The sequence below is a fragment of the Trueperaceae bacterium genome (assembly GCA_023954415.1).
Classification (GTDB): domain Bacteria; phylum Deinococcota; class Deinococci; order Deinococcales; family Trueperaceae; genus JAAYYF01.
The window spans coordinates 256,448-279,846 of sequence record JAMLIB010000005.1; the positions used below are offsets into that span (position 1 = coordinate 256,448).

The following is a 23,399-nucleotide window of genomic DNA, read 5'->3' on the forward strand; positions in this document are numbered from 1 at the left end:
TTGCTTTGCCGCCGCGCCTCTGCGGCGGCCGGCCGGGCCCCCGGGGCAGCGCGGTCGCTAACGCGCGAAGCTCGTGCCGACGCCCGCCCAGGGCACCCGCAGTAGGTCCGCCACGCTCGCCCCCACGTCGGCGAAGGTCTCGCGCGTGCCGAGGTCCCGCGCCGCGACCCCCGGGCGGTAGTAGAGGAGCAGACCGTACTCGCGCGTGTGGTCGGTCCCGTGCCACGTCGGGTCGTTGCCGTGGTCGCTCACGAACAGCAGGGCGTCATCAGGCCCGGTGGCGGCGAGGAAGTCCGGGATGCGCTCGTCGAGCTCGCGCAGGGCGGCCGCGTACCCGGCCGGGTCGCGACGGTGACCGTAGAGCGAGTCGAACTCCACCAGGTTGGTGAACACGAGCCCGGCCGGCCGCGCGCGCATCAGCTCGAGCGTCCGCTCGATGCCGAGGGCGTTGGTGCCGGCCGCGACCTCGCGCGTGAAGCCGCGATGGGCGTAGATGTCGGGGATCTTGCCGACCCCGATCACCTCGCGGCCCGCCGCCTTCAACGCGTCGAGAACGTTCGGCGGCGGCGCCACGGAGTAGTCGTGACGCTTGTCGCCCAGGCGCACGAACGCGCCCGGCTCGCCCGCGAAGGGCCGCGCGATCACTCGGGCGACCGCGTTCTCGCCCTGCAGGATGGCCCTGGCCCGCCGGCACCACTCGTAGAGCGTCTCGAGCGGCACCACCCCTACGTGTGCGGCCACCTGGAAGACGCTGTCAGCGCTCGTGTACACGATGGGGTAGCCCGTGCGCAGGTGCTCGGGGCCGAGCTCGTCGAGGATCGTCGTGCCAGAGGCGGGGTAGTTGCCGAGGTGGCCGCGGCCCGTCGCGGCGTCGAACTCGCGCATGACGGCGTCCGGGAAGCGCTCGAACGTGCGGAACGGGTGTTCGAGCACGGTGCTCATGAACTCCCAGTGGCCCGTCGTCGTGTCCTTACCCACCGACAGCTCGGCCAGGCGACCGTGGCTCGCGAGCGGCGCAGCGCCGCGCGGCAGGCTTTCCACCCCGGCGATGTTCGCGAGGCCGAGCGCGGCCAGGCGCGGCAACGCCACGCCGGTCGCGCCGACGACGTGGTCGAGGGTATGGGCCCCGGCGTCGTCCCCGCCGGGGCCGCCGAAGTCGGCCGCGTCCGGTAGGGCGCCGACGCCGACGGAGTCGAGTACGACTAACGTCACGGTCATGGCGCGAGTATATGAGCCCGCCACCCGGGCCGCGGCGCGCCGCCGCGCGAGGACACGGGATCGTCGCGGGCGATAATGCGAGCGTGACGGAGCCGGCAGACCTCGGTGCTCGCGTGGACGCTGAACTGACGCGGCTGGCGCCGGCCGCCAAGCGCGTCGTGGTGGCCGTGTCGGGCGGCGCTGACTCGGTGGCTGCGGCGCGCCTCCTCGCCGCGGCCGGTCGCGACCTGGTCATCGCCCACTTCGATCACCGCCTGAGGCCGGACTCGGGAGGGGACGCCGAGTTCGTGCGCGCCTTGAGCGCCCGGCTCGGAGCGGAGTTCCGCCTCGGCGGCGCCGACGTGCTGGCCGTCGCCAGCGCCAGGCGGTGGAACCTGGAGGACGCCGCGAGGCGGCTACGCTACGCCTTCTTGCACGACGTGCTGCGCGCCACGGCCGCGCGAGACGGCGCGATCGTCGTGGCCCACACGCTGGACGACCAGGCGGAGACGTTCCTGCTCCAGCTCCTGCGTGGCGCGGCTTTCCCGGGCGGCATGGCGGCCAGGCGCGGGAGCGTCGTCAGGCCGCTCCTCGGCGTCAGGCGCGAGGAGCTGCGCGCCCACTTGCGCCTCCTGACGCAGGCGTGGCGGGAGGACGCCACGAACGACGACCTGAGCAGGAACCGCGCCTGGGTCCGCGCCGAGCTGCTGCCGGCGTTGGAGAGCCGCTTCCCGGGCGTGGCGGAGCGCATCGATCACACGGCGTCCCAGCTGGCCGCGGCGCGCGCGGCGTTGGAGCGGCTCGCGCGCGAGCGGTTCGGGGAGGCGGACATCGACGTCGGGCGGCTGGCCGGCGCGGAGCCCGCGCTGCGCCGCGCGGTCATCGCGGCGCGGCTGCGTGCCTTGGGCGTGCCGGCCACACGCGCGGTCGTTGCGGACCTCGAGGCGGCACTCGGCGAGGCGGCGCGGCTGGGCTCGGCCGCGCCGCCCTGGCGCCGCGACCTGCCCAGGGGCGCGAGCGCGACGCTCGCCTACGGACGGTTCGCCATCGGGCGCTCCACCAGCGCGGCGCCGGCACCCGAGGCGCCGCGCGCCGTGAGCACCCTAGCCGACCTGCCGGCCGGCGCTCCCGCGGCGGTCCTCGCCGGCCGCTCCGGCCTCGTCGTGCGCCGGCGCCTGCCGGGCGACCGCATCAGGCTGCCGGGCGGCACCAAGCTCGTCAGCGACCTCCTCATCGACCGCAAGGTACCGAGGGCCGAGCGCGACCGTCTCCGAGTGATCGCCGACGGCCCGGAGGTCCTGTGGGTCGAGGGGGTGGCCGTCGCCGCCGCGCTCGGGGCGGGTGCGGCCGGCGTGAGCCCCGAGGCGCTCGGTGCCCCCGCGCGGGGCTCTTCTCCTCCGGCCGCTAACGGCGACCCCCTCGCGCCTGACACCCGACCGACGCCCGACCGGGACGCCCGCCTCATGCGCCTGGCCCTCGCGCAGGCGCGCCTGGCCCTCGCCGAGGGGGAGGTCCCCGTCGGCGCCCTGGTGGCCAGGGGCGACGAGGTCCTGGCCGTCGGGCGCAACCGCACGCGCGCCACGGGCGACCCCACCGCGCACGCCGAGATCGTCGCCATGCGCGCCGCAGCGGAGCGGCTCGGCGGTTGGCGGCTCACGGGCTGCACGCTCTACGTGACGCTCGAACCGTGCCCGATGTGCTTCGGCGCCGTGCTCCAGTCGCACGTTGCGCGCGTCGTCTTCGGCGCCCCCAACCTCAGGGACGGCGCGCTCGGAGGCGTCGCCGACGTCTCGCTCGCGCCTTGGAAGCGGGTCCCGGCGATCCTTGGGGGCGTCGAGGGTGGCGCGGCGGCACGGCTCCTCAAGGACGCCTTCGCGGCGGCCAGGGGCGCAGACGCCCCGGAAGGCGGCACCGATGACCCCCGCCAGGACGGCATGAACTGAACGCTTGGGGTTACGCTAGACTACCCGGGTGGAGATCCGCAACTTCTCGATCATCGCTCACGTCGACCACGGCAAGTCGACGCTGGCCGACCGGATCCTGGAACTGACCGAGAGCGTCTCGGAGCGCGACAGGCGCGACCAGATGCTCGACTCCCTAGAGCTCGAGCGCGAGCGCGGCATCACGATCAAAGCCACGCCCATGCGCCTCTACTACCGGTCCGACGCCGGCGCGACGTACCAGTTCAACCTCATAGACACGCCCGGGCACGTCGACTTCAACTATGAGGTCTCGCGTGCCCTCGGCGCCTGCGAGGGTGTCCTGCTCGTGATCGACGCCGCCCAGGGCGTCGAGGCCCAGACCATCCAGAACGCCTACCTGGCCGCCGACAACGGCCTCGAGATCCTCCCGGTCATCAACAAGATCGACCTACCGGCCGCCGACGTGCCTGGGGCGATCGAGGAGCTGGAGGAGATCATCGGCGTGCCGGGCGACCACGCCGTGCCCGTCTCCGCCAAGACGGGGGAGAACGTGCGCGCGGTCCTCGAGGCCGTCGTCCAGCATCTGCCCGGACCGACGGGCGAGCGCGACGCGCCGCTGCGCGCCCTCATCTTCGACGCCGTCTACGACGCCTACCAGGGGGTCATCGCCTTCATCCGCGTCTTCGACGGGGCGATCAAGGCGAAGGACCGCGTGCTCATCCACTCGACCGGGAAGGTCATGGAGGTCGAACGGGTCGGCTTCTTCCGTCCCGAGCCCACCGTGGCGGCCGAGCTGAGCGTCGGCGAGGTCGGCTGGTTCACCGCCGGCATCAAGGAGATCGCGGACACGCAGATCGGCGACACGGTCACGAGCGCCGACCGTCCGACGGACCGTCCCGTGCCGGGGTTCAAGCCGGCCATGCCCGTCGTATTCTCCGGCCTCTACCCGACGGATACCGAGGACTACCCGCGCCTGCGCGAGGCGCTCGAGAAGCTGCGCCTCAACGACGCGGCGTTCTCGTTCGAGCCCGAGACGTCGGAGGCCCTCGGCTTCGGCTTCCGGTGCGGCTTCCTCGGCCTCCTGCACGCCGACATCGTGCAAGCTCGCCTGGAGCGCGAGTTCGACCTGTCGCTCATCGCGACGGCGCCCGGGGTCGTCTACAAGGTGGTGACCACGGACGGTGCGGCGTTCGACGTGCAGAACCCCAGCGAGCTGCCGACCCCGGACAGGCTCGAGTCGATCGCGGAGCCGTTCGTCGCCCTGTCGGTCTTCCTGCCCGAGGAGTACGTCGGGTCCGCGATGGGCCTGCTGCAGGAGAAGCGCGGCGAGATGAAGGACATGATCTACCACGGCCACCGCGTCGAGCTGCGCTACGAAGTGCCCTTCGGCGAGATCCTGTACGACTTCCACGACCGCCTGAAGTCGCTCTCGCGCGGCTACGCCTCGATGGACTATCAGTTCCTCGAGTACCGCGCGGGCGACCTGGTGAAGATAGACGTGCTCGTCAACGAGGAGAAGGTCGATGCCCTCTCGATCATCGCGCATCGCGACAAGGCTTACGACGTTGGCAGGCGGATGGTCGACCGGATGGCGGAGGTCATCCCGCGGCAGATGTTCGCCATCCCCGTGCAGGCCGCCATCGGCGGCAAGATCCTGGCGCGCGCCACCGTGAAGGCGTTCCGCAAGGACGTGCTCGCCAAGTGCTACGGCGGCGACATCACGCGCAAGAAGAAGCTCCTGGAGAAACAGAAGAAGGGCAAGGCGCGCATGAAGCAGATCGGCACCGTCGAGGTGCCGCAGGAAGCGTTCCTCGCCGTCCTGAGCACGGAGGAGTGACCTAGGGTGGAAGGGGCTGCGAGCGCTGGCGGCGGGCAGGACGAGGTCCGCGGCAGGCGCGCCGCGCCCCTCAAGCTCCGCACGCAGGTCGCCCTCGTCATCGCCCTCCTCTCGGCGTTGCCGAACGTCATCCTCATCGTCGCCGTGCTCCTGCCCGAGTACCGACGCGCTGGGGGCGCCTGGCTCGACGGCGGCGCGTGGCCCATCCTCCTCTGGCTCGTGGCCATCGTGGCCCTCTCCGCCCTGGTCGGCTACTTCCTCTCAGGGCAGCTCCTCGCGCCCCTGCTCAAGGCCGAGCGCGAGGTGCAGGCGTTGCCGCGTGCTGCGGAGCGACTGGCCACCGCCAGGCTGCCGCGGCACCCAGACGACCCGCCGGAAGTGGCGGCGCTCAAGGGGTCGTTCAACGCCCTCCTCGCCCAAGTGGAGGTGCAGGAGGCCCGCCGCGACGCGTTCACGGCCGCCCTCATGCACGACCTGAAGACCCCGCTCATCGCGGCCAACAACCTGCTCGGCGTTGTCCGCGAGGACGATTCGCTCGACCGCGCCAGCCGCGTCGAGCTCGTCGGGCGCCTCGGCCAAGAGATGGAGGCGCTCATAGACCTCGTCCAGAAGCTCGTCGACGCGCACCGGTTCGAACGCGCCAGCGTCCTCCTCACGCGCAGGAGCGCGAGCCTGGCCCGGATAGCCGACCAGGTGGTGGCGCGCCTCGCACCGCTCCTCGCCGAGCGCGGCGTCGCCCTCCGCGTGAGGGGCGAGGGGAGCGCCGTCGTCGACGCGCGCGAGGCCGAGCGGGCGCTATACAACCTCGTGAGCAACGCGGGGCGCTACGCGCGCTCGGAGGTGCGCCTCGAGGTCTTCAACAACATGGTGCGGGTGCAGGACGACGGTCCAGGTCTGCCCGCCCCCCTGGAGCAGCTCGCCCAGCCGTTCGTCGGGCGCACGGTCGAGATAGCCGGCAAGGAGTACGCGGGCGGCACGGGTGGGCTCGGGCTCTTCATCGCCAGGCGCGTCCTGGAAGCCCACGGCGGTAGGCTCGTGTGCGAGGCGAGCGGTCCGAGCGGTACCGTCCTGCTCGCCTACTTCGGCAAGTAGAGGAGGGAGCGACATGCCGTCTGACGGACCACGAGGGGGCGCGGCGCCGGTGAGGGTGCTGATAGCGGACGACCACCCGCTCTTCCGCATGGGCCTCTCCCTGGCCCTCAAGGCCGACGGTTTCGAGGTCGTGGCCGAGGCCGAGAACGGCAGGCAGGCCGTGGAGCGCGCGCGGCAGCTCCAGCCGGACGTCGTGCTGCTCGACGTCAGGATGCCCGAGCAGGACGGCATCGCGGCCTGCAGGGCCATCACGACCGCCGCCGGCGCGCCTGTCGTAGTGATGCTCACGACCTTCGAGGAGCCCGCGGTGGTGGAGGCGGCCAGGTCGGCGGGCGCGCGCGCCTACCTGTCGAAGGAGACGAGCCCACGCGAGCTGGCGCGCATGCTGCGCAACATCCTCGCCGAGCCGCAGCGCGATTGGCTCCCGGAGGTGGCCCTGCCGGAGCTGACGCCGCGCGAGTCGCAGGCCCTCGCGCTGATGGCGCGCGGCTTGAGCAACAAGGCGATCGCCGCGGAACTAGGCATCAGCCCGGACACGGTCAAGGACTACCTCGAGAACGTCTACCGCAAGCTCGACGTGCGCGACCGCGTCAGCGCCGTCAGGCGCGCGGCCGAGCTCGGGCTCGTGGACCGCTGAGCGCCTGGCCGGCGCTGGCCGGCGGGGCGCGGTGGTCGTGACCGCCATCACCCCGCCCGCTGTCACTCCGCCCGCCGCCGCCCGGCCCGCGCCGGCGACCGGGGCCGCGCTCGCTCCCTGCGACCGGCGACCGGCCCAGGACGCCTGGGCTCTGGCCTAGCTCGGCGTCGGCCAGGCGTCCGCGCGGGGCTAGCGTGGCGCCATGAGCTTCCTGGTAGGGCAAGTCGCGGGGCAAGAGGGGCGAGGGCGCGGTGGGCGGCCGGGGCCGGCCCGTGCGACCGGCGGCGTGCTACCACCTGCCGGCCGCACCGGGGCGGTCCGGGCGGGCGCCATCAGGGCGGGTGCCATCCGGGCGGGCGCCACGCCTGCCTACGCAGCCCGGACGGGCGCCACGTTGGCGGAGCTCCTGCTGGTGATCGCGGTCCTCGGGGCGCTCGCCTCCGTCGCCCTCGCCGTGAGCCGCCCGAGCCACACTACGCGCGCCGCCAGGGCCGTGCGCTCGGCGCTCCTGTTCGGGCGCGCGGAGGCCATGTGGCGCGGCGCGGCCGTCAGCGTCACGGAGCTGCCTGGCGCGGCCGGGCTGGTCGTGCGTGCGGCAGCGTCGGAGGCCGCGCCTTGCGGGGCCGGGGACGAGCTCTTCCGCGTGTCGCTCGCCGAGCACGCCGGCGTGCGGCTGAGCCGAGGCCTGCCGCGCGGCATCGTCTGGCTGCCGAGCGGCTCCGGCCGCAGCTGTGAGGGCGGCGGCGTCATCTCCGCCACGCTCGAGCTGACCGACGGCAGGTCCACCGTGGCCGTTGTCGTCTCGGCGCTCGGCAGGGCGCGCCTGGAGCCGCGATGACTCGGGAGGCGCTCGCGGCCCCGGCTCGCACGACCGTCGCAGGAGCCCGGGCGAAGCCGGAGGCGGCCAAGGCGTTGCCTGCGGGCCGTGCTGCCGGGTTCACCCTCGTCGAGGTGCTCGTAGCCTTCGCCGTCATGGCCGCGGCGGGCGGGGCGTTGCTTGGCCTGCAGGCCGGCTCCTCCAGGGCGTTACGGGCCGCCGAGCAGCTCCACGTCGCGGTCGCGCTCGCTCGCAACGAACTCGCTCTGCAGCGCCTGCTCGTGGGTGCCGAGAGCGGACCGTGCAGTACCGCCGTAGCCGGTCCCGGGTGGGTCTGCGAGGTCGAGCGCACCTGCGCGGCCGGGCCCCTCGGGCCGTGCGCGCTGCTGGGGTTGCGGGTCGTGGTCGGTGCGTCTGGCGGCCGGGAGTACGAGCTACGCGGCGTAGCGTTCCCGGCGTTGGAGGGGCTGCCGTGAGTCTCCCGGCGCTCGGCCACGGCTGGCCCGCCGGGCGCGGACGCTTGGGAGGGGCCGCCGCCACGCCGCGCCGGCCACGCCCGACCCTAGAGGGCGGTTTCACCCTCGTCGAGATGCTCGTGGCACTGGCGCTCGGCGCGCTCCTCCTCGGACTGGTCGGCGCGCTGCTGACGGGAGGGAGGCGCCACGGCGCCGCTACCGAGGCCGCGGTGGACGCGGCCGCCACGCTACGGTTGGCCGCCGAGCTGCTCCGCGAGGAGCTCCGCCTCACGGGCGCCGCGCCGTGGCCCACCCCGGGGGCCGTGCCGGACGTCCCGGATGTCGAGGGTTGGCTCGCCACCCCGCTCACGCTCGTCGTGTCGGCGGCCGGTAGCGTCGTAGGCGCGCGCTACGTCGACCACCGCCTGGCCGACGGCCCCGTGGCCCGCGACCTCACCTTCGAGGCCGCGCCCGACGGAGCCGGCGAACCGCAGCTATACCGGCGCCAGGCCGGCTCGCCGCGCCAACCGCTCGTGGCCGGGATCGACCGGTTGACGGTGCTCGAGGTCATCGCTGCCTCGGGAGTCGGTCTGCCGCCCGAGGCAGCCGACGGGGGGGAGGTGGCCGCTCTACTCATCGAGCTCGGTGTCGGTCATGTCAGCGCCCGGGTCGTCGTGGAGCTGCCGGCCAAGCCGTTGGTCGCGGTGGTGGCGCGGTGAACGGCGCTCGGGCGGAAGGTAGCGTGCTCGTCACCGTCCTGGGCGGGCTCCTGCTCGTCGGCGCGATCACGTTCGCCGCGGTCTTCTCCGTCACGCTCGATACGCTGACCGCCAGGAGCGCGGCGCGCGGGGCGGCGGAGGCGGCCGCGCTGGAGGGCGCGCTGCATGTGGCCGCGGCGGAGCTGGCGGCTCTGCCCGAGCCGGCCGCGCTCCCCATCACCGTAGGGCCGTGGCCGAGCCTCGGCGTCGCCGCGCGTGTGCGGCTCTCCGACGTCGGCGGTGGCGGGGTGCTGCTCGAGGCGACCCTGCCCGACGGGACGCGCGCGAGCGCGAGCATGATCGTAGTGCTCGAACCGGAGTTGCGGGCCGTATGGCGGCCTTGACACTGCCCGCGCCTGCTGAAACGATACGGCGTGAGCGCAAGCGCAAGCCAAACGCACGCCCTCCTGTGCGCCGCCCTGTTGGCCACGGGTCGGCCCGTCGCCGTACGCGAACTGAAGACCCTCCTGGGCCTCAGCGAGGAGGCCGTGGAGCGCGAGGTGAACGGCTTGCGGGAGGCCCTGGCGCGAGCCGGTCTCGGGCTCGTCGTCGAGCACGTCGCCGGCGGTTACCGGCTGGTCGTCGACCCGGCGCTCGTGCCTGCGCTGGCGAGCCTCCTCTCGCCGCCTCCGCTGCCCCAACTCAGTCAGGCGGCGCTCGAGACGCTGGCGCTCGTCGCGTACCACCAGCCCGTGACGAGGGGGGAGCTGGAGGCCGCGCGCGGCGCGTCGTGCTCCTCGACCCTAGAGACGCTGCAGGAGCGCGAGCTCGTCCACGTGATCGGACAGAAGGATGTCGTCGGCAAGCCGCTCCTGTACGCCACGACCCCGCGGTTCCTGCTCGAGTTCGGCCTGGGGTCGCTCGCCGACCTGCCGCCCGTGGAGGAGAACGCGCCGAGCAACTTCCTGCGCGGCTGAGGCGCCGCGCCCCAAGGCGCGCCTAGCCGGCGTGACGCTCGGCCAGGAAGCGGATGGCGAGCCCGTAGCCGGCGACGCCCAGGCCGACGATGCTGCCGGCGCACACGGCGGCGACCAGGCTGCGGTGCCTGAACTCCTCGCGCGCGGCCGTGTTGCTCAGGTGCACTTCGACGACGGGCACGGCGATCGCGGCGATGGCGTCGCGCAGCGCGACGCTCGTATGCGTGAACCCGCCCGGGTTGAGGACGACGCCCGTAGCCCCGGCGTCGGCTGCGCCGTGCAGCCAGTCGATGAGCTGCCCCTCGTGATTGCTCTGCCGGCAGACGGCCGCCGTGCCGAGCTCGGCGGCGACGGCCGAGCAGCGGGCCTCGAGGTCGGCGAGCGTCGAGCGGCCGTACACGTCGGGCTCGCGCTTCCCGAGGAGGTTGAGGTTCGGACCGTTCAGCACCAGGATCATGCCGTGACCTCCAGCAACTCGTTCCAGGCGGCTGCGAGCTCGCCTTCCCGCAGGTCGGCGACCACCACGGCTCGCCCGACTTCCTCGAGGAGCACCATCCGCAGTCGGCCGTCCACTACCTTCTTGTCGCGCGCCATGAACGGACGGACCTCGCCGAAGGCACGGTTGGGGAGCGGCGCGGGCGCGACCCAGCCGAGGAGGTCCAGGGTGGGGCGTAGCACGTCGGCGAAACCTCGCGCGCGCGCGACGAGCGCGGCGAAGACGAGCCCGTAGGCCACCGCGTCCCCGTGCTGGAACGTGTGTCCGCTCGCGGCCTCGAGGGCGTGCGCGAGCGTGTGACCGAGGTTGAGATGGGCGCGCACGCCCTGTTCCCGTTCGTCGGCCGCGACGACGGCGGCCTTGACGGCCACGTTGCGCGCCACGACCTCGGTGAGGACGCTTGTCGCCGCGTCAGTCCCCCAACCGGCGGTCAAGGCTGGGAGGAGGTCGGGCGCGGCGAGAAGGGCGTGCTTGAACGCCTCGACGGTGCCCTGGCGGAACTCGCGCTCGGGTAGCGTGGCGAGCGTACCGACGTCCGCGATCACGGTCCGCGGCTGCCAGAAGGCGCCGACGAGGTTCTTGCCTTGCGGCAAGTCGATCCCGGTCTTACCGCCAACGCTCGCGTCCACCATGGCGAGGAGCGAGGTCGGCGCCTGATAGAAGGCGACGCCGCGCATGTAGCTCGCCGCCACGAAGCCGCCGAGGTCGCCCACCACGCCGCCGCCGAGCGCGACGACGGCACCGTCGCGCGGGAAGGCCACGCTCGCGAGCTCCCCGAGGAGCCGGGCGTACTCCCCGAGGGACTTGCTCGCCTCGCCCGCCGGGACGACGAGCTCTAGCACGTCCTTGCCGGCCGCGGCCAGGGCGGTGGAGACGCGCCGGGCGTGATGAGCGGCCACGCGCGCGTCGGTCACGAGCGCCACGCGCCGCTCGCCGACGCGCGCGGGGAGGAGGGAGGTGAGGAGGTCGGGGCCGACGCTGACAGTGTAGTGAGGCGCGACCGCCACGACGACCTCGAGGCTGCCTGCCACGCCGCCCGCGCGCACGGGCGCGGGGCTCGGCGTCGGGGTCCGGTCGGGGGCGGCGCCAGGTGCCGCGCCGCCGCCTGCCGGCCCGCTTCGCGCGGCCGTACCGCCTCGGGGATCGCTCATGCTCCTTCCTCCCTGCCGTCGGCGTCGCCGTCCTCGGCCGCCCCGTCGTGCGCGCTCTTCCACTCCTGCAGCCGCGCGACGATCTCCTCGACGACCTCGGCCGACGGACGCCCGTCCGTGGAGACCTCGAACGACGCGGCGTCCTGGTAGGCGGCCGAGCGCGCCGCCATGAGCTCGCTGATGCGCTTCATCGGGTCCTCGTGCTGGAGCAGCGGACGGTGGCTGCGCTTCGTGCGCCGGTAGACGGTCTCGGGGCTGGCGGTCAGCAGGACGACCGGCCCGCGCGCCTTGAGCGCCGCGCGGTTCTCGGGCCGCACCACCGTGCCGCCGCCAGTCGAGATGACTACCTCGTCGAGGCGCACGCACCGGCGCACCACCTCGGTCTCGTAGTCCCTGAACACCTTCTCGCCGTAGAGCTCGAACAGGTCCGGGATGCGCATGCAACTGACGCGCTCTATGACCCGGTCGGTGTCGATGAAGGTGAGTTGCAGCCGCCGCGACAGCTCCCAGCCGATGCGGCTCTTGCCGGTCCCCATGAAGCCGGCCATGGCCAGCCAGGTCACGACGCGCTCCGGCGGGAGGTGGCGATGGCCGTTCGGCATTGGGGAGCCGCTCTCAGTACGCGGCTGCGTAAGCCCGGTGAGCGGCGAGCCTCTCGCGCAGCTCGTCCAGGGTGTCGCCACCGAACTTGTCGATGAAGGCGTCCGCCAAGGTCAGGGCCGCCATGGCGAGGACCACGATCGACGCGGCCGGCACGGCCGTGACGTCCGAGCGTTCGCGCGCGGCGTCGGCCGGCTCGTGGGTGAGCACGTCGACGGTCGGCAGGGGTTTCATGAGCGTGGCGATGGGCTTCACGGCGGCGCGTACGACGAGCTCCTCGCCGTTCGTCATGCCCCCCTCGAGCCCGCCGGCGCGGTTGGAGGCGCGGCCGTAACGCTCGGCTCCGCCTGTCATGGCGTCGTGCACCTGGCTGCCGGGCAGGCCGGACGCGCGCCACCCGTCGCCGACCTCGAACCCCTTGACGGAGTGGATGCTCATCACGGCTTGCGCGAGCTTGCCGTCCAGCTTGCGGTCCCACTGCATGACGCTTCCCAGACCGATGGGCACGCCCTTGAAGCGCGCCTCGACCACGCCGCCGAGCGTGTCGCCGTTCTCCTTGGCGGAGTCGATGAGGTCGATGATGCGCTCCTCGGCGCTCTGGTCGAAGGTCCGCAGCGGGCTGGCGTCGAGGTCGGCCAGGCGGTCCCAACGCATGCCGCCATCGCACTCCACGCCGCCCAGGCTCACGACGCGCGCGCACGCCTCGACGCCGAGCTCCTCCAGGAGCCGCATCGAGACGGCGCCGGCTGCTACCCGGGAGGCGGTCTCGCGCGCCGAGGCGCGCTCCAACACGTCGCGCAGGTCCTTGTGGTGGTACTTGACGCCACCCGCGAGGTCGGCATGCCCGGGGCGCGGCTGGGTGAGGGCCCGCTTCCGCGGCTCGTTGCCCGGCTCGGCGCCCATGACGTCCTGCCAGTTGGCCCAGTCGCGGTTGAGGATCTCGATGGAGAGGGGACCGCCCGTCGTGCGACCGGCCCTGACGCCGCCCCGGAAGGTGGCGTGGTCCTGCTCGATGAGCATACGCTGCCCGCGGCCGTAACCGGCCTGCCTGCGGCGCAGCCAAGGGTCTACGTGGTCCGCCGCCACGAGGGGCAGCCCAGCAGGGACCCCGTCCAGGAGGACCGTGAGTGCCGGGCCGTGGGTCTCGCCTGCGCTTAGGTACCTGAGCATCGGGTTAGGGTAGCACGCGCTCGAGCGAGCACCGTTCAGCCGACCCGCATGCGGACGCTCTTGAGCTGCAAGTAGTTGTCGACCGCTTGCTGCCCCTCCTCGCGACCGAAGCCGCTGAGCTTGTAGCCGCCCGCCGGGCACGAGACGTCGCCGCAGAACCACTCGTTCACGTAGACCTGGCCGGACTGCAGCCGTGCCGCCACGCGGTGGGCCCGTGCGAGGTCGTTCGTCCACATGCCGTTCGCCAGGCCGTACTCGGTGTCGTTGGCCAGCGCCACGGCCTCGTCCTCCGTCGCGAACCCCTGGATGGTGACCACGGGGCCGAAGACCTCCTCGCGGGCGATGCGCATACGGCTGTCGACGCGGTCGAAGACCGTCGGCGCCACGAAGTAGCCGTTCGCCAGCGCACCGTCCGTGACGCGGGCGCCGCCCGTCAGCAACCTCGCGCCCTCGGCCCTGCCCGCCGAGATCATGTCGAGGACGTAGCGCATGTGGCGCTCGGAGACCACCGGCGTGATGTCGTGGTCTTCCAGGCCGGGTCCGACGCTGAGCCGCGCGACGCTCTCGAGGAACAGCTCCGTGAACTCGGGCAGGACGTCCTCGTGCACGAGGAGGCGCGGTCCCGCTACGCAGATCTGGCCGGCGTTGGAGAAGGCCGCTGCGATGCTGCCGGCAACGGCCGCGTCAAGGTCGGCGTCGGGGAAGACGATGTTCGCGGCGTTGCCGCCGAGCTCGAGCACGAGCCGCTTGAGGGTCCCTGCGGCGCGCTCCATGACCCTTCGCCCAACGGCGACGGAGCCGGTGAACGTGACGCCGTGGACGCCCGGGTGAGCGAGCAGGGCCTCCCCGACGGTCGCGCCGGGGCCCGGCACGACGTTGACGAGACCGTCGGGCAGTCCGGCCGCCTTCGCGATCTCGCCGAGCCTCATGGCGCCCAGCAGGGCGTCCTGGGCGGGTTTGATGATCGCGGCATTGCCGGCCGCGAGCGCCGGCGCCAGGCTTCGCGACGCCTCCCAGAGCGGACCGTTCCAAGGCACGATGTGGGCGGTGACCCCGAGCGGCTCGCGCACCGTGTAGACGTGGTAGCCGTCCCTCACGGGGAGCTGCTCGCCCGTCAGCTTGTCGGCGAGGCCGGCGAAGTACTCGAAGCGCCGTGCCGCGATGTCGCGGACCGTGATCACGGAGTACGCGAGGGTGCCGCCCGCGTCGAGGGTCTCGAGCCTGGCCAGGTCGTCCGTCTCGGCCAGGAGGGCGTCCGCCATGCGGCGCAGTGCCGCGGCGCGTTCGCGTGGCGCCAGTGCCTGCCACTCCTTGGTAGCCGCCGCCGCCGCGGCTACCGCCAGGTCGACGTCTTCGGGCGTGCCGAGCGCGACGGTGGCCACCGCCTGCCCCGAAGCGGGGTCGATGGCGTCGAAGTGGCCGCCGCCGGTCGCTTCCCGCCACCGGCCTCCGATGTACAGTCCGAACTCTCTCATGGCTTGGCTTGGTCTCCTATCGCGCCGGTGGCGTCGCGCCGCTACCGGCGTCTGAACTGCGCCAGGCGGCCGAACGCGCCCGTCAGCGCCGGGTACAGTTCCCGGAACACCGGATAGAGGTCGTCGTACACGGCCGCGTCGGCCCGGTTCGGTTCGTAGGTGCGCTCGAAGCGCACGAGGGCTCGCGCGACGGCGGCCAACGGCGCGCCCGTGTCCGCCGCCTTGGCGAGGATGGCGGCGCCCATGACCCCTGAGTCCTTCACCCGCGGCACGAGCACGGGTCGGCCCGTGACATCGGCCTTGATCTGGTTCCAGACCCCGACGCGCGCCGTGCCGCCGCTGGTCGCCAGCGAGTCGACAGAGGCGCCGAGCTCCTCCAACACGTCGATCACGCCGCGGATCCCGAAGGCGACGCCCTCCAACACGGCGCGCGTGACGTGCTCGCCGCGGTGCTGGCTGCCCAGCCCCACGAGCGCACCTCTGGCGTCCGCCGAGTAGACGGGCGTGCGCTCGCCGAGCAGGTAGGGGAGCATGACGAGGCCCTCGGCACCGGGCGGCACCGACGCGACGGCGCCGAGCAGGGTCTCGCGGTCCGCGCCCGGCTGCCACGCGGCCAGCGCCCAGTCGAGGGCGCTGCCGCCGTTGGACATCGAGCCGCCGACCAGCCAACCGTTGCCGAAGGGACTGGGGATGCCGAACACCCGGAAGCGCGGGTCGGGGATCGGGTCGGGCCAGCAGAGCGACACCCCTTCCGAGGTGCCGCCGATGTTGCACAACCGGCCCTGCTCGGTGGCGTCGACGCCGATCCAGTGGGCGAAGGCGTCCACCGTGCCCGACGCCACCAGGCAGCCTGGCGCCAGGCCTAGCTCGGCGCAGACCAGCGGCGCGACCTGACCCACGATCACGCCGGGTGGGACGGCCGTGGCTGGGAACTTCGCCTGGTCGAGCTCCGCGGCCTCGAGCCGCTCCGGCGTCCACTGCCGGAGGCGCGGGTGCGGGTAGGCGGTGACGGCCGAGCCCGTCAGACGGAACGGCAGGTAGTCGTAGGCCTGCAGGAACGCGGCGGTCCGCTCGTACACTTCCGGCTCGTTGCGCTTGAGCCACATGATGCGCGGGAGCGCTTCGAACTCCACCCTGACGGGCGTGCCCACTTTGTCGCCGAGCCAGGCCGCCTCGGCGGTCGCTCTGCGGTCGGCCCACGTGATGGCCGGCCTGAGAGCCCGACCCTCGGCGTCAACGGGCACGACGGTGGGGCTCTGCGCCACGACGCAGACGGCGCGCACCCGCGCCAGGTCGACGGCCCGTCGCGCCTGAGCGAGGGCGTCCTCGAACGCGCGCCACCAGTCGTCCGCGCTCTGCTCGGCCCAACCCGGCCTGGCCGACAGCAGGGGGTAGGTCGCCCTGCCGCCGGCCAACTCGGCGCCGGAGGCGTCGAAGACGCCGAGCTTGAGGCTACTCGTCCCCAGGTCGACACCGAGGTAGAGATCGCCGGTCACGGGCGTCCTGACGGTTACAGCTCGGTCAGGGCCTGGTCGACGGTGGCGTCTTCGTGGATGATGCGCGCGAGCGCGCGCACGATGCCCCGCGTGTTCGCGTGGCGCCACACGTTGCGCCCGACGGCGACGCCGGAGGCGCCGCCACGGACGGCGTCGTGGACCATGCCGAGGAGGTCGGCGTCGCTCTCCTGCTTGCTGCCGCCGAGCACGACGACGGGGGCGAAGACGCCCGACGTCAGGGAGGAGAAGGAGGAGACGTCGCCCGTGTAGAGCGTCTTGATGATGTCGGCCCCGACCTCCGCGCCTATGCGGCTGGCGAGGGTGATGTTCTCGGGGGTGTGCACCGACTTGTCGAACCCGCCCGGCATCATCTCCGCGAGGAGCGGCATGTTCCAGGCGATGCACTGGCCGGCGATGCGAGCGAGGTTGTGCAGCGTCTGGCCTTGGTTGACGCCGGGGAAGCCCATGGCCGCTACGGCGTCCGCACCGAGGCGGAGAGCGTCCTCGACCGTGTAGCGCTGCTCGAAGACCAGCGAGTTGTCGAGGTTGGAGCCGGCGCCGTCGACACGCATGATGAGGCTCATGCGGCCGAAACGGTCGGCGAACGTCGACGCGATCCCCATGGTGGTGAGGATGGCGTCGGCGCCGCCCTCGCGGACCTCGTCGAGGATGCGGCCCGGGTCGGCGGCGTGGGGGAGAACGTTCATGAACGACCCGTGGTCCATCGCCACGATCAACGAACGGCCGTTATCGCGGAAGATCCGCTGCATCCTGCGTCTCTTGGCCAGCTTGCTCTGCACTTTTGTCCTCCGGTGCGGGGAAGGCCCGCGGGTAGTCCTAGGGGTTGCGATCGATCTGGGATAGGGTGCCGCGGGCTCGAGCGCCCTAGGCTCCCTACGCCATGCTCACGACGACGCGCTGCGTCGCGCCGCGCGGCACGCCGAGGGCGAGCTCGCCGGGAAGGTCGTCCAGCCCGATGCGGCGCGAGACGAGCGGCTCGAGGTCGAGCCCCGGCAGGAGCTGGACCGCCCTGCGCACGTCGTCGCGCGTGCGCGACTCGGTGCCGTCGATACGGATCTCGTTGTAGTGGATACGGTTCCAGTCGACCGCGATCTTCGCCGGCGGGTAGCTGGCCGCGTAGAGCACGACGGTGCCGTACTTGCCGGTCATCTCGATGGCCTGCTCGGCGGCGGCTCCCACCCCGGCCGTCACGAACACGGCGTTCACCCCGCGCCCCGCCGTGAGCTCCTTGGCGGCCTCGACGGGGTCGTGCGTGGTCGGGTCGACGGCCGCCGTGGCGCCGAGCCGCTCCACGGCGAACGCGCGGCGCTCGGCGTCCGGGTCGCTGACCAGCACCTTGCAGCCTTGCAGCTTGGCGAGGACGACGTGCAGCGAGCCCATGGTGCCGGCGCCGATGACGGCCACGGCGTCGCCGAGCCCGACCGTCGTCTTGCCGAAGCTGTGCAGCACGCAGCCGAGAGGCTCCGCGAGGGCCGCGATGTGATCGGGCACGGACTCGTCGACCTTGAACACCTTGGCCGGATCGACCGAGACGTACTCGCCGAAGCCACCCCCCATCAGGTGCCTGCCTTCCCAGGTCAGACCCTCCTTGAAGAGCCTCACGCACTGGTTGTCCATGCCGCGGACGCAGTAGTAGCAGCGGCCGCACCGGTATACGAGGTCGAGGGCGACCTTGTCGCCTTCGCCGAGGCCGGTGTCCGCCGGAGCGGCGACGACGCGGCCGGCGACCTCGTGCCCCGCGATGACCGGCATCGGGATGTGCTTCTGCGCGCCGCTGAAGATGCGGCGTTCGAACGTGCAGATGCCCGTGCTCGTGACCTTGACGAGGACCTTGCCGGGCTCCGGCTCCGGGCGCCTGAGCTCCTCGAGGCGGATATCCTCGGCGCCGTAGAAGGTCGCCGTTCTCATAGAAGCGTTCACTTGCTTCCCTCCTCGCGTTCGTCCTGCGCGTGGTCGGCTCGGCCCGCCTCGGCTCGCACGGCGCCCTGCTGCCAAGGCTCCTGACCGAAGTCGAAGCGTTGGTCGGGCCTGCCGAGCTTCTGAAGCAGGATGCGGTTGTACTTGGTGAAGGCGGAGCGGAAGCGCTCCGGGTCGGCAGCGAACAGCCGGATGAACAGGAGGTCGACCACGAGGAGCTGGGCGATGCGTCCGCCCAGGCTGCCGTCCGGCAGCAGGTGCTGCGTCACTGACGTGGGCACCACGATGTCGGCCACTTGGACGATCGTCGAGTCGCGGAAGTTCGTGAGCGCGATGGTCAGGGCTCCCTGGTCGCGCGCCATGGCCAGGTTCTCGACCACGCCGCGCGTCTCGCCGGAGTAGGTGACGGCCACGGCGACGTCGCCCGCGCTCAGGCTGGCCGACGAGATGGCCTGCGTGTAGGCGTTGTCGAAGCTCGACGCGTAGATGCCGAGCCGCTTCAGCTTCTCCACCAGGTCCCTGCCGACGAGGTACGACGTGCTCACACCGTAGACGTCGACGTGCCTCGCGTTGCTCAGGGCGCGCGCGGCGGCGTCGAGGGCCGTGAAGTCCATGCCGGCGATCGTCTCGCGCAGGCCGAGCACGGTGTTGTCGAGGAGCGTGCCAGCGTAGCCTTCGTCCTCGAGCGTCGCCGTGGCGTCGAACTGCGGCAGGAGGGTGCCGACCTCCTGGGCCAACGCGATCTTCATCTCCTTGAGGCCGTCGAAGCCTATGTCCTTCGCGAGCCGCACGACGGTGCTCGGGCTGGTATGACAACGGGAAGCAAGCTCTTGCACCGAGCAGCTCAGGGCCTGGCTCGGCTGCTGCAAGATGAACTCTGCCACCCGCTGCTGCGCCGCCGAGAGGCTCGTGAAGCTCTGGCGGAGCCGCTGAAGGCAGTGGCGCGAGGGACGGGCGTTCGCCATGACGTTCTCACGATAGTCCCGCGAGGCGCTACCTGTCAAGATAAAATTCGGCGAGACGGTACTTTGTACCATCGGTCACTCGACTGCGCGACGGCCGCATGCTAGAAGTGACCGACATGGAACTAGACGTGGCCTTCCTACCAGCCGGCGACCCGACCGACGTTGCCGTCGTCATCGACGTCTTGCGCATGACCACGACCGCGGCCGCCCTGCTGGCGGGCGGGATGCGGCGCCTGACCATCGTGGCCGAGACGGACGCGGCGTTGGCGCACGCCGCCAGCTCCGGCGCGCTGCTCTTCGGCGAGCGCATGGGGCTGCCTTACCCCGGCTTCGACGGGGGCAACTCGCCGGTCGAGCATGCCAAGCGCGACTACGGCGGCAGGTCGGCCATCCTCTGCACCACTAACGGCTCGAAGGCGGTCGGGTTGGTGGCAGGCGCCAGGCACGTGCTGCTCGGCGCCATCGTCAACGCCCCCGCCGTCGCGCGCCTCGCCGCGCGGCTGGCTAGCGAGCGCGTCACCCTCGTCTGCGCCGGCACGGACGGTGAGGTCTCGCTCGACGACGTGCTCGGAGCCGGCTGTATCGCGACGGAGGTCGCGCGGCTCGGCGGCTTCGAGCCGACGGACGCCGCTCGGATCGCCATGGCCGTGGCCGCCGACCGAGCGGGTGTGGGCGCCACGCTGGCCTCCGCGCGTCACGCGCATACGTTGAGCGAGCTGGGGTTCGCGGAGGACGTCGAGTACGCCGCCACGCTCGGCAGCGTCGGCGGGGTCGCGCGGCTCGTCGGCCGTGCGCCGTTCGAGTTCGAGGCCGTCACGGCGAGCTGAGTGTGGCGCCGGTCTCCTGCGACGAGGTGGGCTAGTAGAAACTTTCTTTCGCGGCCTGGTATAACAGTTCACGAACGCCACCGAGGGTTGGAGCGAGCACGCCGAGCATGCATCACTTCGTCGTAAAACGCCTACTACGGGGGATCGCGACCGTCTGGTTCGTGCTCACCGCCGTGTTCCTCGCCTCCCGGGTGGCCGGCGACCCGGTCACCTTCCTCCTGCCGGACAACGCCACGCCTGACCAACGCGCGGAGCTGCGCCAACGGCTCGGGCTCGACAAGTCGGTGGTGGAGCAGTACGCGCTCTACCTACGGGGCGTGCTCGCGGGCGACTTCGGCGACAGCTTCAGGGAGCGCCGGCCGGTCACGCAGGCCTTCGTGGAGCGCCTGCCCGCCACGCTCGAGTTGGCGGCCGCCTCGCTCGCGCTGGCCGTCGTTCTCGGGGCGGGGGCAGGCATCCTCGCCGCCCTGAACCGCAACCGGCCACTGGACCGCCTCATAATGTCCCTCACCTTCATAGGCCAGGCCCTGCCGAACTTCGTGCTCGGGATCGCCATGATCCTCGTCTTCAGCCTGCTCCTGCGCTGGTTGCCGAGCGGCGGCTACGGCGACTGGCGCAGCTTCGTCATGCCGGTCATCACGCTCGGCACGAGCTCCGCCTCCAGCATCGCCAGGCTCACCCGCAGCGGCATGCTCGACGTCCTGAAGCAGGATTACGTCAGGACCGCGCGGGCCAAGGGGCTGGTCGGCGCCGCGATCGTCCTCAGGCACGCGCTGCGCAACGCCGCGCTGCCGGTCGTCACCCTCCTCGGCATGCAGGCCGGAGTCCTCATCGCGGGCTCGGTCATCGTCGAGACGGTGTTCGCGTGGCCGGGCGTCGGCCGGCTCATCGTCACGGCCGTGACCTTCGGCGACTTCCCCGTGCTGCAGTTCGCCATCGTGATCGTGTCCGCCAGCGTGGTGCTCGCCAACAGCCTGACGGACGCGCTCTACACGGTCCTCGACCCTAGGGTGCGTGTGGCGTGACGTCGAGGAGAGCGCGGCGCGAGGCGGGGGAGCCCGCGAGGCGGACACGCCGACGGGGGGTCCCGCCGCTCATCGTGGCCTGCTGGGTCATCCTCGGCCTCCTCGTGGCGCTGGCCGTCCTGGCGCCCGTCATCGCGCCTTACGACCTACGCACGCAGAGCCTCCTGCAGCGCCTCAAGCCGCCGGTCTTCCTGGGCGGCTCGACCGACCACCTCCTCGGCACCGACCAGCTCGGTCGCGACATGCTGACGCGGCTCCTCTACGGTCTACGGACCACGCTGGGCATCGCGGCGATCGGCACCATGATAGGCATGGCCCTCGGCGTGACCCTCGGCGTCCTGTCCGGCATGCTCGGCGGCTGGCTCGACGACGTCGTGATGTTCCTCGTTGACGTGCAGATGTCGTTGCCGTTCGTGCTCGTGGCGCTCACGGTCATCGCCATGCTCGACACGAGCCTCGTCGTGCTCGTGCTGGTGGTCGGCATCGCCGGCTGGGAGATCCACGCGCGCGTCGTCCGCGGTCAGGTGCTGGCCGTCAAGGGCCTCCCGTTCGTCGAGGCGACGCAGGCGCTCGGGGCACGGCTGCAGCGCGTGGCGCTCAGGCACGTCCTGCCGAACGTCATCTCGCCGATCATCGTGCTGACGACCGTCAACTTCAGCTACGTCGTGCTCCTCGAGTCCGCGCTCTCCTTCCTCGGCCTCGGCGTGCAGCCCCCCAACACGTCGCTCGGCGCGCTGCTAGGCGCCGGCCGCGACTACATGATGTCGAACTGGACCCTGCCCGCCATCCCTGGCCTGGTGATAGTCACGATCACCATGGTCGTCTCGCTCATCGGCGACTGGCTGCGCGACGTGCTCGACCCGCGCCAGCGCGACTGAGGGGGTCGCCGTGGAACGCCTGACCATCGCGGAAGCGTCCGAGCTGCTTCGGGCCAGGACCGTGTCGCCCGTGGAGCTGATCGAGACGCACGCGCGCCGTATCGAGCGGCTCGACGGCGTCCTGAACGCCTTCGTGACTACCACCCTCGACGAGGCCAGGGCGGCCGCGCTCGCGGCGGAAGCCACCTTCGCGCGCGGCGGCGCGCGCGGCCCGCTGCACGCGGTCCCCGTGGCACACAAGGACATCTACTTCACCCGCGGGGTGAGGACGACCGCGGGCAGCCGCGCCCTGGCCGACCACGTCCCCGATCACGACGCGACCGTCGTAGAGCTCCTCGCCGCCGCCGGCGCGATCAGCCTCGGCAAGGCCAACTGCCACGAGCTCGCCTGCGGCGCCATGCAGGGCTTCGGCGTCACGCGCAACCCGTGGGACCCGGCCAGGGCGGCCGGCGGCTCGAGCTCGGGCTCGGCTGCGGCGGTGGCGGCGGGTCTCGTCATGGCGGCCACCGCGAGCGACACCGGCGGCTCCGTCAGGGTGCCGGCGTCCTTCACCGGCACCGTCGGTCTCAAGCCGACGTTCGGGCGGGTAAGCCGGCACGGCCTGTTCCCGATCAGCTACACGCTCGACCATCCGGCGCTGCTCACCGCGTGCGTGGCGGACGCCGAAACGGTGCTAGGGGCTATGACTGCTCCCGACCCCAAGGACAGGACGACGGTCGCGATGCGCGACGCGGAGAGCCGGCCGGCCTTCTACGACGACCTGGCGGGCTTGCGGCTGGGCGTCCCCACCGCGCTGCTCGCCTCCGGGCTCGACCCCGAGGTGGAGGCGGCGCTAGCCGCCGCCGTCGCGCGCTTCGAGGAGCTCGGCGCTACCTGCGTGCCCGTGGACGTGGCGGGGTTCGACCTCGTCGCTACCACGCACTCCGTCATCTGGCTGGCGGAAGGGGCGAGCAGGCTGCGGGGGCTCATCGCGGGCCGGAGGGAGAGCGTCGGGGCTGTGGTCGCGCGGCGGATGCTGCCCGGCCTCCTGCTCTCCGCGAACGACTACTTCCTCGCCATGCACGTCAGGGAGCGCTTGAGGGAGTCGATGGGCAGGCTCTTCGCTACCGTCGACGCCCTGGTGCTGCCGACCACGCCGTTCGCCGCTCACGCGATCGACGACCTGGCCGCGGCGCGGAGCGACGTGTCGCGCTTCAACCGTCTCGCCGACCTGACCGGTGAACCGGCCTTGGCCCTGCCGTGCGGTTTCACGGCCGGAGGCCTCCCCATCGGCATGCAGCTGATGGGGAGGGCGTGGAGCGAGGGGCTCCTGCTCCGCGTGGCGGGGGTCTACGAGCGGGCCACGCGCTGGAGCGAGCGGACGCCGAACGAGCGCGCCCTGACCGAGTGGCGCGACGACGGGCGGGCGGAGGCGTACCTGCGCCGACTGGAAGGCCTCGCGGCGGACTTCGGCCTGGTGGACGGCGGCGAGCCGAACGAGGCCGGGGCCGCGGACTGGGTGAGACGACGGGCGGCGGCGGCAGGGCTAGCGCTCGCCGAAGCCGACGTCGACGGCTTGAGCGGACAGGCGCGCGACCTGATGAGCGCGCTGGCGGGCATGCGCGCCTCCGTCGATCTCGCCGCGACGACCTCGGCCCTCGACTACCTGGTCTAGCGGCCCCTTCGACCATCCGGAACAGCTACCTCTTCGCTCGCAGCGCCCGGCGGGTCTGGCGAGCGCGCCTCCCGATGCTCCGGGAACCCCGA

The 23,399-nt window shown here is 72.4% G+C and carries 23 protein-coding genes; 13 read left to right on the forward strand and 10 right to left on the reverse strand.

Annotated features, from left to right (window positions below; genetic code table 11):
* Positions 1-57: 57 nt before the first annotated feature.
* A complete protein-coding gene (locus tag M9914_08420) occupies positions 58-1,218 on the reverse strand; it encodes a phosphopentomutase (protein MCO5174203.1) in 1,161 nt (386 codons plus the stop codon).
* A gap of 83 nt (positions 1,219-1,301) precedes the next feature.
* Here M9914_08420 and tilS point away from each other — a divergent pair, with 83 nt between their 5' ends.
* The 9 genes from tilS to scpB all read left to right on the forward strand — a co-directional run bounded on the left by tilS (position 1,302) and on the right by scpB (position 9,632).
* Complete coding sequence (gene tilS / locus M9914_08425) at positions 1,302-3,140, forward strand: tRNA lysidine(34) synthetase TilS (protein ID MCO5174204.1); 1,839 nt, start codon at positions 1,302-1,304, stop codon at positions 3,138-3,140.
* A 28-nt stretch (positions 3,141-3,168) separates the two neighbouring features.
* Positions 3,169-4,956 (forward strand): translation elongation factor 4, encoded by a 1,788-nt coding sequence (gene lepA / locus M9914_08430; protein MCO5174205.1) that lies wholly within the window; start codon positions 3,169-3,171, stop codon positions 4,954-4,956.
* 6 nt (positions 4,957-4,962) lie between these two features.
* A complete protein-coding gene (locus tag M9914_08435; GenBank protein ID MCO5174206.1) occupies positions 4,963-6,048 on the forward strand; it encodes a HAMP domain-containing histidine kinase in 1,086 nt (361 codons plus the stop codon).
* A 13-nt stretch (positions 6,049-6,061) separates the two neighbouring features.
* Positions 6,062-6,685, forward strand: coding sequence for a response regulator transcription factor (locus M9914_08440; GenBank protein ID MCO5174207.1), 624 nt, complete (start codon positions 6,062-6,064; stop codon positions 6,683-6,685).
* 202 nt (positions 6,686-6,887) lie between these two features.
* Positions 6,888-7,523, forward strand: a complete 636-nt coding sequence (locus M9914_08445; protein ID MCO5174208.1) for a GspH/FimT family pseudopilin — start codon at positions 6,888-6,890, stop codon at positions 7,521-7,523.
* Positions 7,520-7,978 carry a type II secretion system GspH family protein gene (locus M9914_08450; GenBank protein MCO5174209.1) on the forward strand — a complete coding sequence of 153 codons (459 nt, stop codon included), beginning with the start codon at positions 7,520-7,522 and terminating at the stop codon, positions 7,976-7,978. Before M9914_08445 ends, M9914_08450 begins: the two co-directional genes overlap by 4 nt.
* Positions 7,975-8,676 (forward strand): prepilin-type N-terminal cleavage/methylation domain-containing protein, encoded by a 702-nt coding sequence (locus M9914_08455; protein ID MCO5174210.1) that lies wholly within the window; start codon positions 7,975-7,977, stop codon positions 8,674-8,676. Before M9914_08450 ends, M9914_08455 begins: the two co-directional genes overlap by 4 nt.
* On the forward strand, positions 8,673-9,059 hold the full coding sequence (locus M9914_08460) for a hypothetical protein (protein ID MCO5174211.1): 387 nt from the start codon (positions 8,673-8,675) through the stop codon (positions 9,057-9,059). The genes M9914_08455 and M9914_08460 overlap by 4 nt, the downstream gene beginning before the upstream one ends.
* A gap of 30 nt (positions 9,060-9,089) precedes the next feature.
* On the forward strand, positions 9,090-9,632 hold the full coding sequence (gene scpB, locus M9914_08465) for an SMC-Scp complex subunit ScpB (GenBank protein ID MCO5174212.1): 543 nt from the start codon (positions 9,090-9,092) through the stop codon (positions 9,630-9,632).
* 22 nt (positions 9,633-9,654) lie between these two features.
* On the opposite strand, the gene aroQ is transcribed toward scpB, so the two are convergent.
* From aroQ to M9914_08510, 9 genes are all read right to left on the reverse strand, one after another.
* Positions 9,655-10,089: a type II 3-dehydroquinate dehydratase gene (gene aroQ, locus M9914_08470; GenBank protein MCO5174213.1), complete on the reverse strand. Its 435-nt coding sequence runs from the start codon at positions 10,087-10,089 to the stop codon at positions 9,655-9,657.
* Positions 10,086-11,279 (reverse strand): 3-dehydroquinate synthase, encoded by a 1,194-nt coding sequence (aroB, locus tag M9914_08475; protein ID MCO5174214.1) that lies wholly within the window; start codon positions 11,277-11,279, stop codon positions 10,086-10,088. The genes aroQ and aroB overlap by 4 nt, the downstream gene beginning before the upstream one ends.
* A complete protein-coding gene (locus M9914_08480) occupies positions 11,276-11,881 on the reverse strand; it encodes a shikimate kinase (GenBank protein MCO5174215.1) in 606 nt (201 codons plus the stop codon). The genes aroB and M9914_08480 overlap by 4 nt, the downstream gene beginning before the upstream one ends.
* Before the next feature lie 13 nt (positions 11,882-11,894).
* On the reverse strand, positions 11,895-13,049 hold the full coding sequence (aroC, locus tag M9914_08485) for a chorismate synthase (protein ID MCO5174216.1): 1,155 nt from the start codon (positions 13,047-13,049) through the stop codon (positions 11,895-11,897).
* Positions 13,050-13,084: 35 nt separating this feature from the next.
* A complete protein-coding gene (locus tag M9914_08490) occupies positions 13,085-14,524 on the reverse strand; it encodes an aldehyde dehydrogenase family protein (GenBank protein ID MCO5174217.1) in 1,440 nt (479 codons plus the stop codon).
* A 41-nt stretch (positions 14,525-14,565) separates the two neighbouring features.
* The gene (locus M9914_08495; GenBank protein ID MCO5174218.1) at positions 14,566-16,020 is read right to left on the reverse strand and encodes an FGGY-family carbohydrate kinase; all 1,455 of its coding nucleotides are present in this window, start codon (positions 16,018-16,020) and stop codon (positions 14,566-14,568) included.
* 14 nt (positions 16,021-16,034) lie between these two features.
* A complete protein-coding gene (locus M9914_08500; GenBank protein MCO5174219.1) occupies positions 16,035-16,820 on the reverse strand; it encodes a hypothetical protein in 786 nt (261 codons plus the stop codon).
* Between the two features lie 94 nt (positions 16,821-16,914).
* Positions 16,915-17,961, reverse strand: a complete 1,047-nt coding sequence (locus M9914_08505; GenBank protein MCO5174220.1) for a zinc-binding dehydrogenase — start codon at positions 17,959-17,961, stop codon at positions 16,915-16,917.
* Positions 17,958-18,923 carry a MurR/RpiR family transcriptional regulator gene (locus M9914_08510; GenBank protein ID MCO5174221.1) on the reverse strand — a complete coding sequence of 322 codons (966 nt, stop codon included), beginning with the start codon at positions 18,921-18,923 and terminating at the stop codon, positions 17,958-17,960. Before M9914_08510 ends, M9914_08505 begins: the two co-directional genes overlap by 4 nt.
* Positions 18,924-19,021: 98 nt before the next feature.
* Here M9914_08510 and M9914_08515 point away from each other — a divergent pair, with 98 nt between their 5' ends.
* The 4 genes from M9914_08515 (at position 19,022) to M9914_08530 (ending at position 23,307) form a co-directional block, all read left to right on the forward strand.
* Positions 19,022-19,750, forward strand: coding sequence for a 2-phosphosulfolactate phosphatase (locus M9914_08515; GenBank protein MCO5174222.1), 729 nt, complete (start codon positions 19,022-19,024; stop codon positions 19,748-19,750).
* A 107-nt stretch (positions 19,751-19,857) separates the two neighbouring features.
* A complete protein-coding gene (locus tag M9914_08520) occupies positions 19,858-20,775 on the forward strand; it encodes an ABC transporter permease (protein MCO5174223.1) in 918 nt (305 codons plus the stop codon).
* Entirely contained in the window at positions 20,772-21,653 is an 882-nt protein-coding gene (locus M9914_08525) for an ABC transporter permease (GenBank protein MCO5174224.1), read from the forward strand. The genes M9914_08520 and M9914_08525 overlap by 4 nt, the downstream gene beginning before the upstream one ends.
* A gap of 10 nt (positions 21,654-21,663) precedes the next feature.
* Complete coding sequence (locus M9914_08530; protein MCO5174225.1) at positions 21,664-23,307, forward strand: amidase; 1,644 nt, start codon at positions 21,664-21,666, stop codon at positions 23,305-23,307.
* The last annotated feature ends 92 nt before the right edge of the window (positions 23,308-23,399 follow it).

What these genes read in the sequence shown, in the direction of transcription:
- M9914_08520 (MCO5174223.1), top strand. Translation starts at nt 19,858, where the DNA reads ATGCATCACTTCGTCGTAAAACGCCTACTACGGGGGATCGCGACCGTC.
- aroB (MCO5174214.1), bottom strand. Translation starts at nt 11,279, where the DNA reads ATGAGCGATCCCCGAGGCGGTACGGCCGCGCGAAGCGGGCCGGCAGGC.
- M9914_08420 (MCO5174203.1), bottom strand. Translation starts at nt 1,218, where the DNA reads ATGACCGTGACGTTAGTCGTACTCGACTCCGTCGGCGTCGGCGCCCTA.
- M9914_08490 (MCO5174217.1), bottom strand. Translation starts at nt 14,524, where the DNA reads ATGAGAGAGTTCGGACTGTACATCGGAGGCCGGTGGCGGGAAGCGACC.
- M9914_08510 (MCO5174221.1), bottom strand. Translation starts at nt 18,923, where the DNA reads ATGGCGAACGCCCGTCCCTCGCGCCACTGCCTTCAGCGGCTCCGCCAG.
- M9914_08515 (MCO5174222.1), top strand. Translation starts at nt 19,022, where the DNA reads ATGCTAGAAGTGACCGACATGGAACTAGACGTGGCCTTCCTACCAGCC.
- M9914_08445 (MCO5174208.1), top strand. Translation starts at nt 6,888, where the DNA reads ATGAGCTTCCTGGTAGGGCAAGTCGCGGGGCAAGAGGGGCGAGGGCGC.
- aroC (MCO5174216.1), bottom strand. Translation starts at nt 13,049, where the DNA reads ATGCTCAGGTACCTAAGCGCAGGCGAGACCCACGGCCCGGCACTCACG.
- M9914_08480 (MCO5174215.1), bottom strand. Translation starts at nt 11,881, where the DNA reads ATGCCGAACGGCCATCGCCACCTCCCGCCGGAGCGCGTCGTGACCTGG.
- aroQ (MCO5174213.1), bottom strand. Translation starts at nt 10,089, where the DNA reads ATGATCCTGGTGCTGAACGGTCCGAACCTCAACCTCCTCGGGAAGCGC.
- M9914_08450 (MCO5174209.1), top strand. Translation starts at nt 7,520, where the DNA reads ATGACTCGGGAGGCGCTCGCGGCCCCGGCTCGCACGACCGTCGCAGGA.
- M9914_08440 (MCO5174207.1), top strand. Translation starts at nt 6,062, where the DNA reads ATGCCGTCTGACGGACCACGAGGGGGCGCGGCGCCGGTGAGGGTGCTG.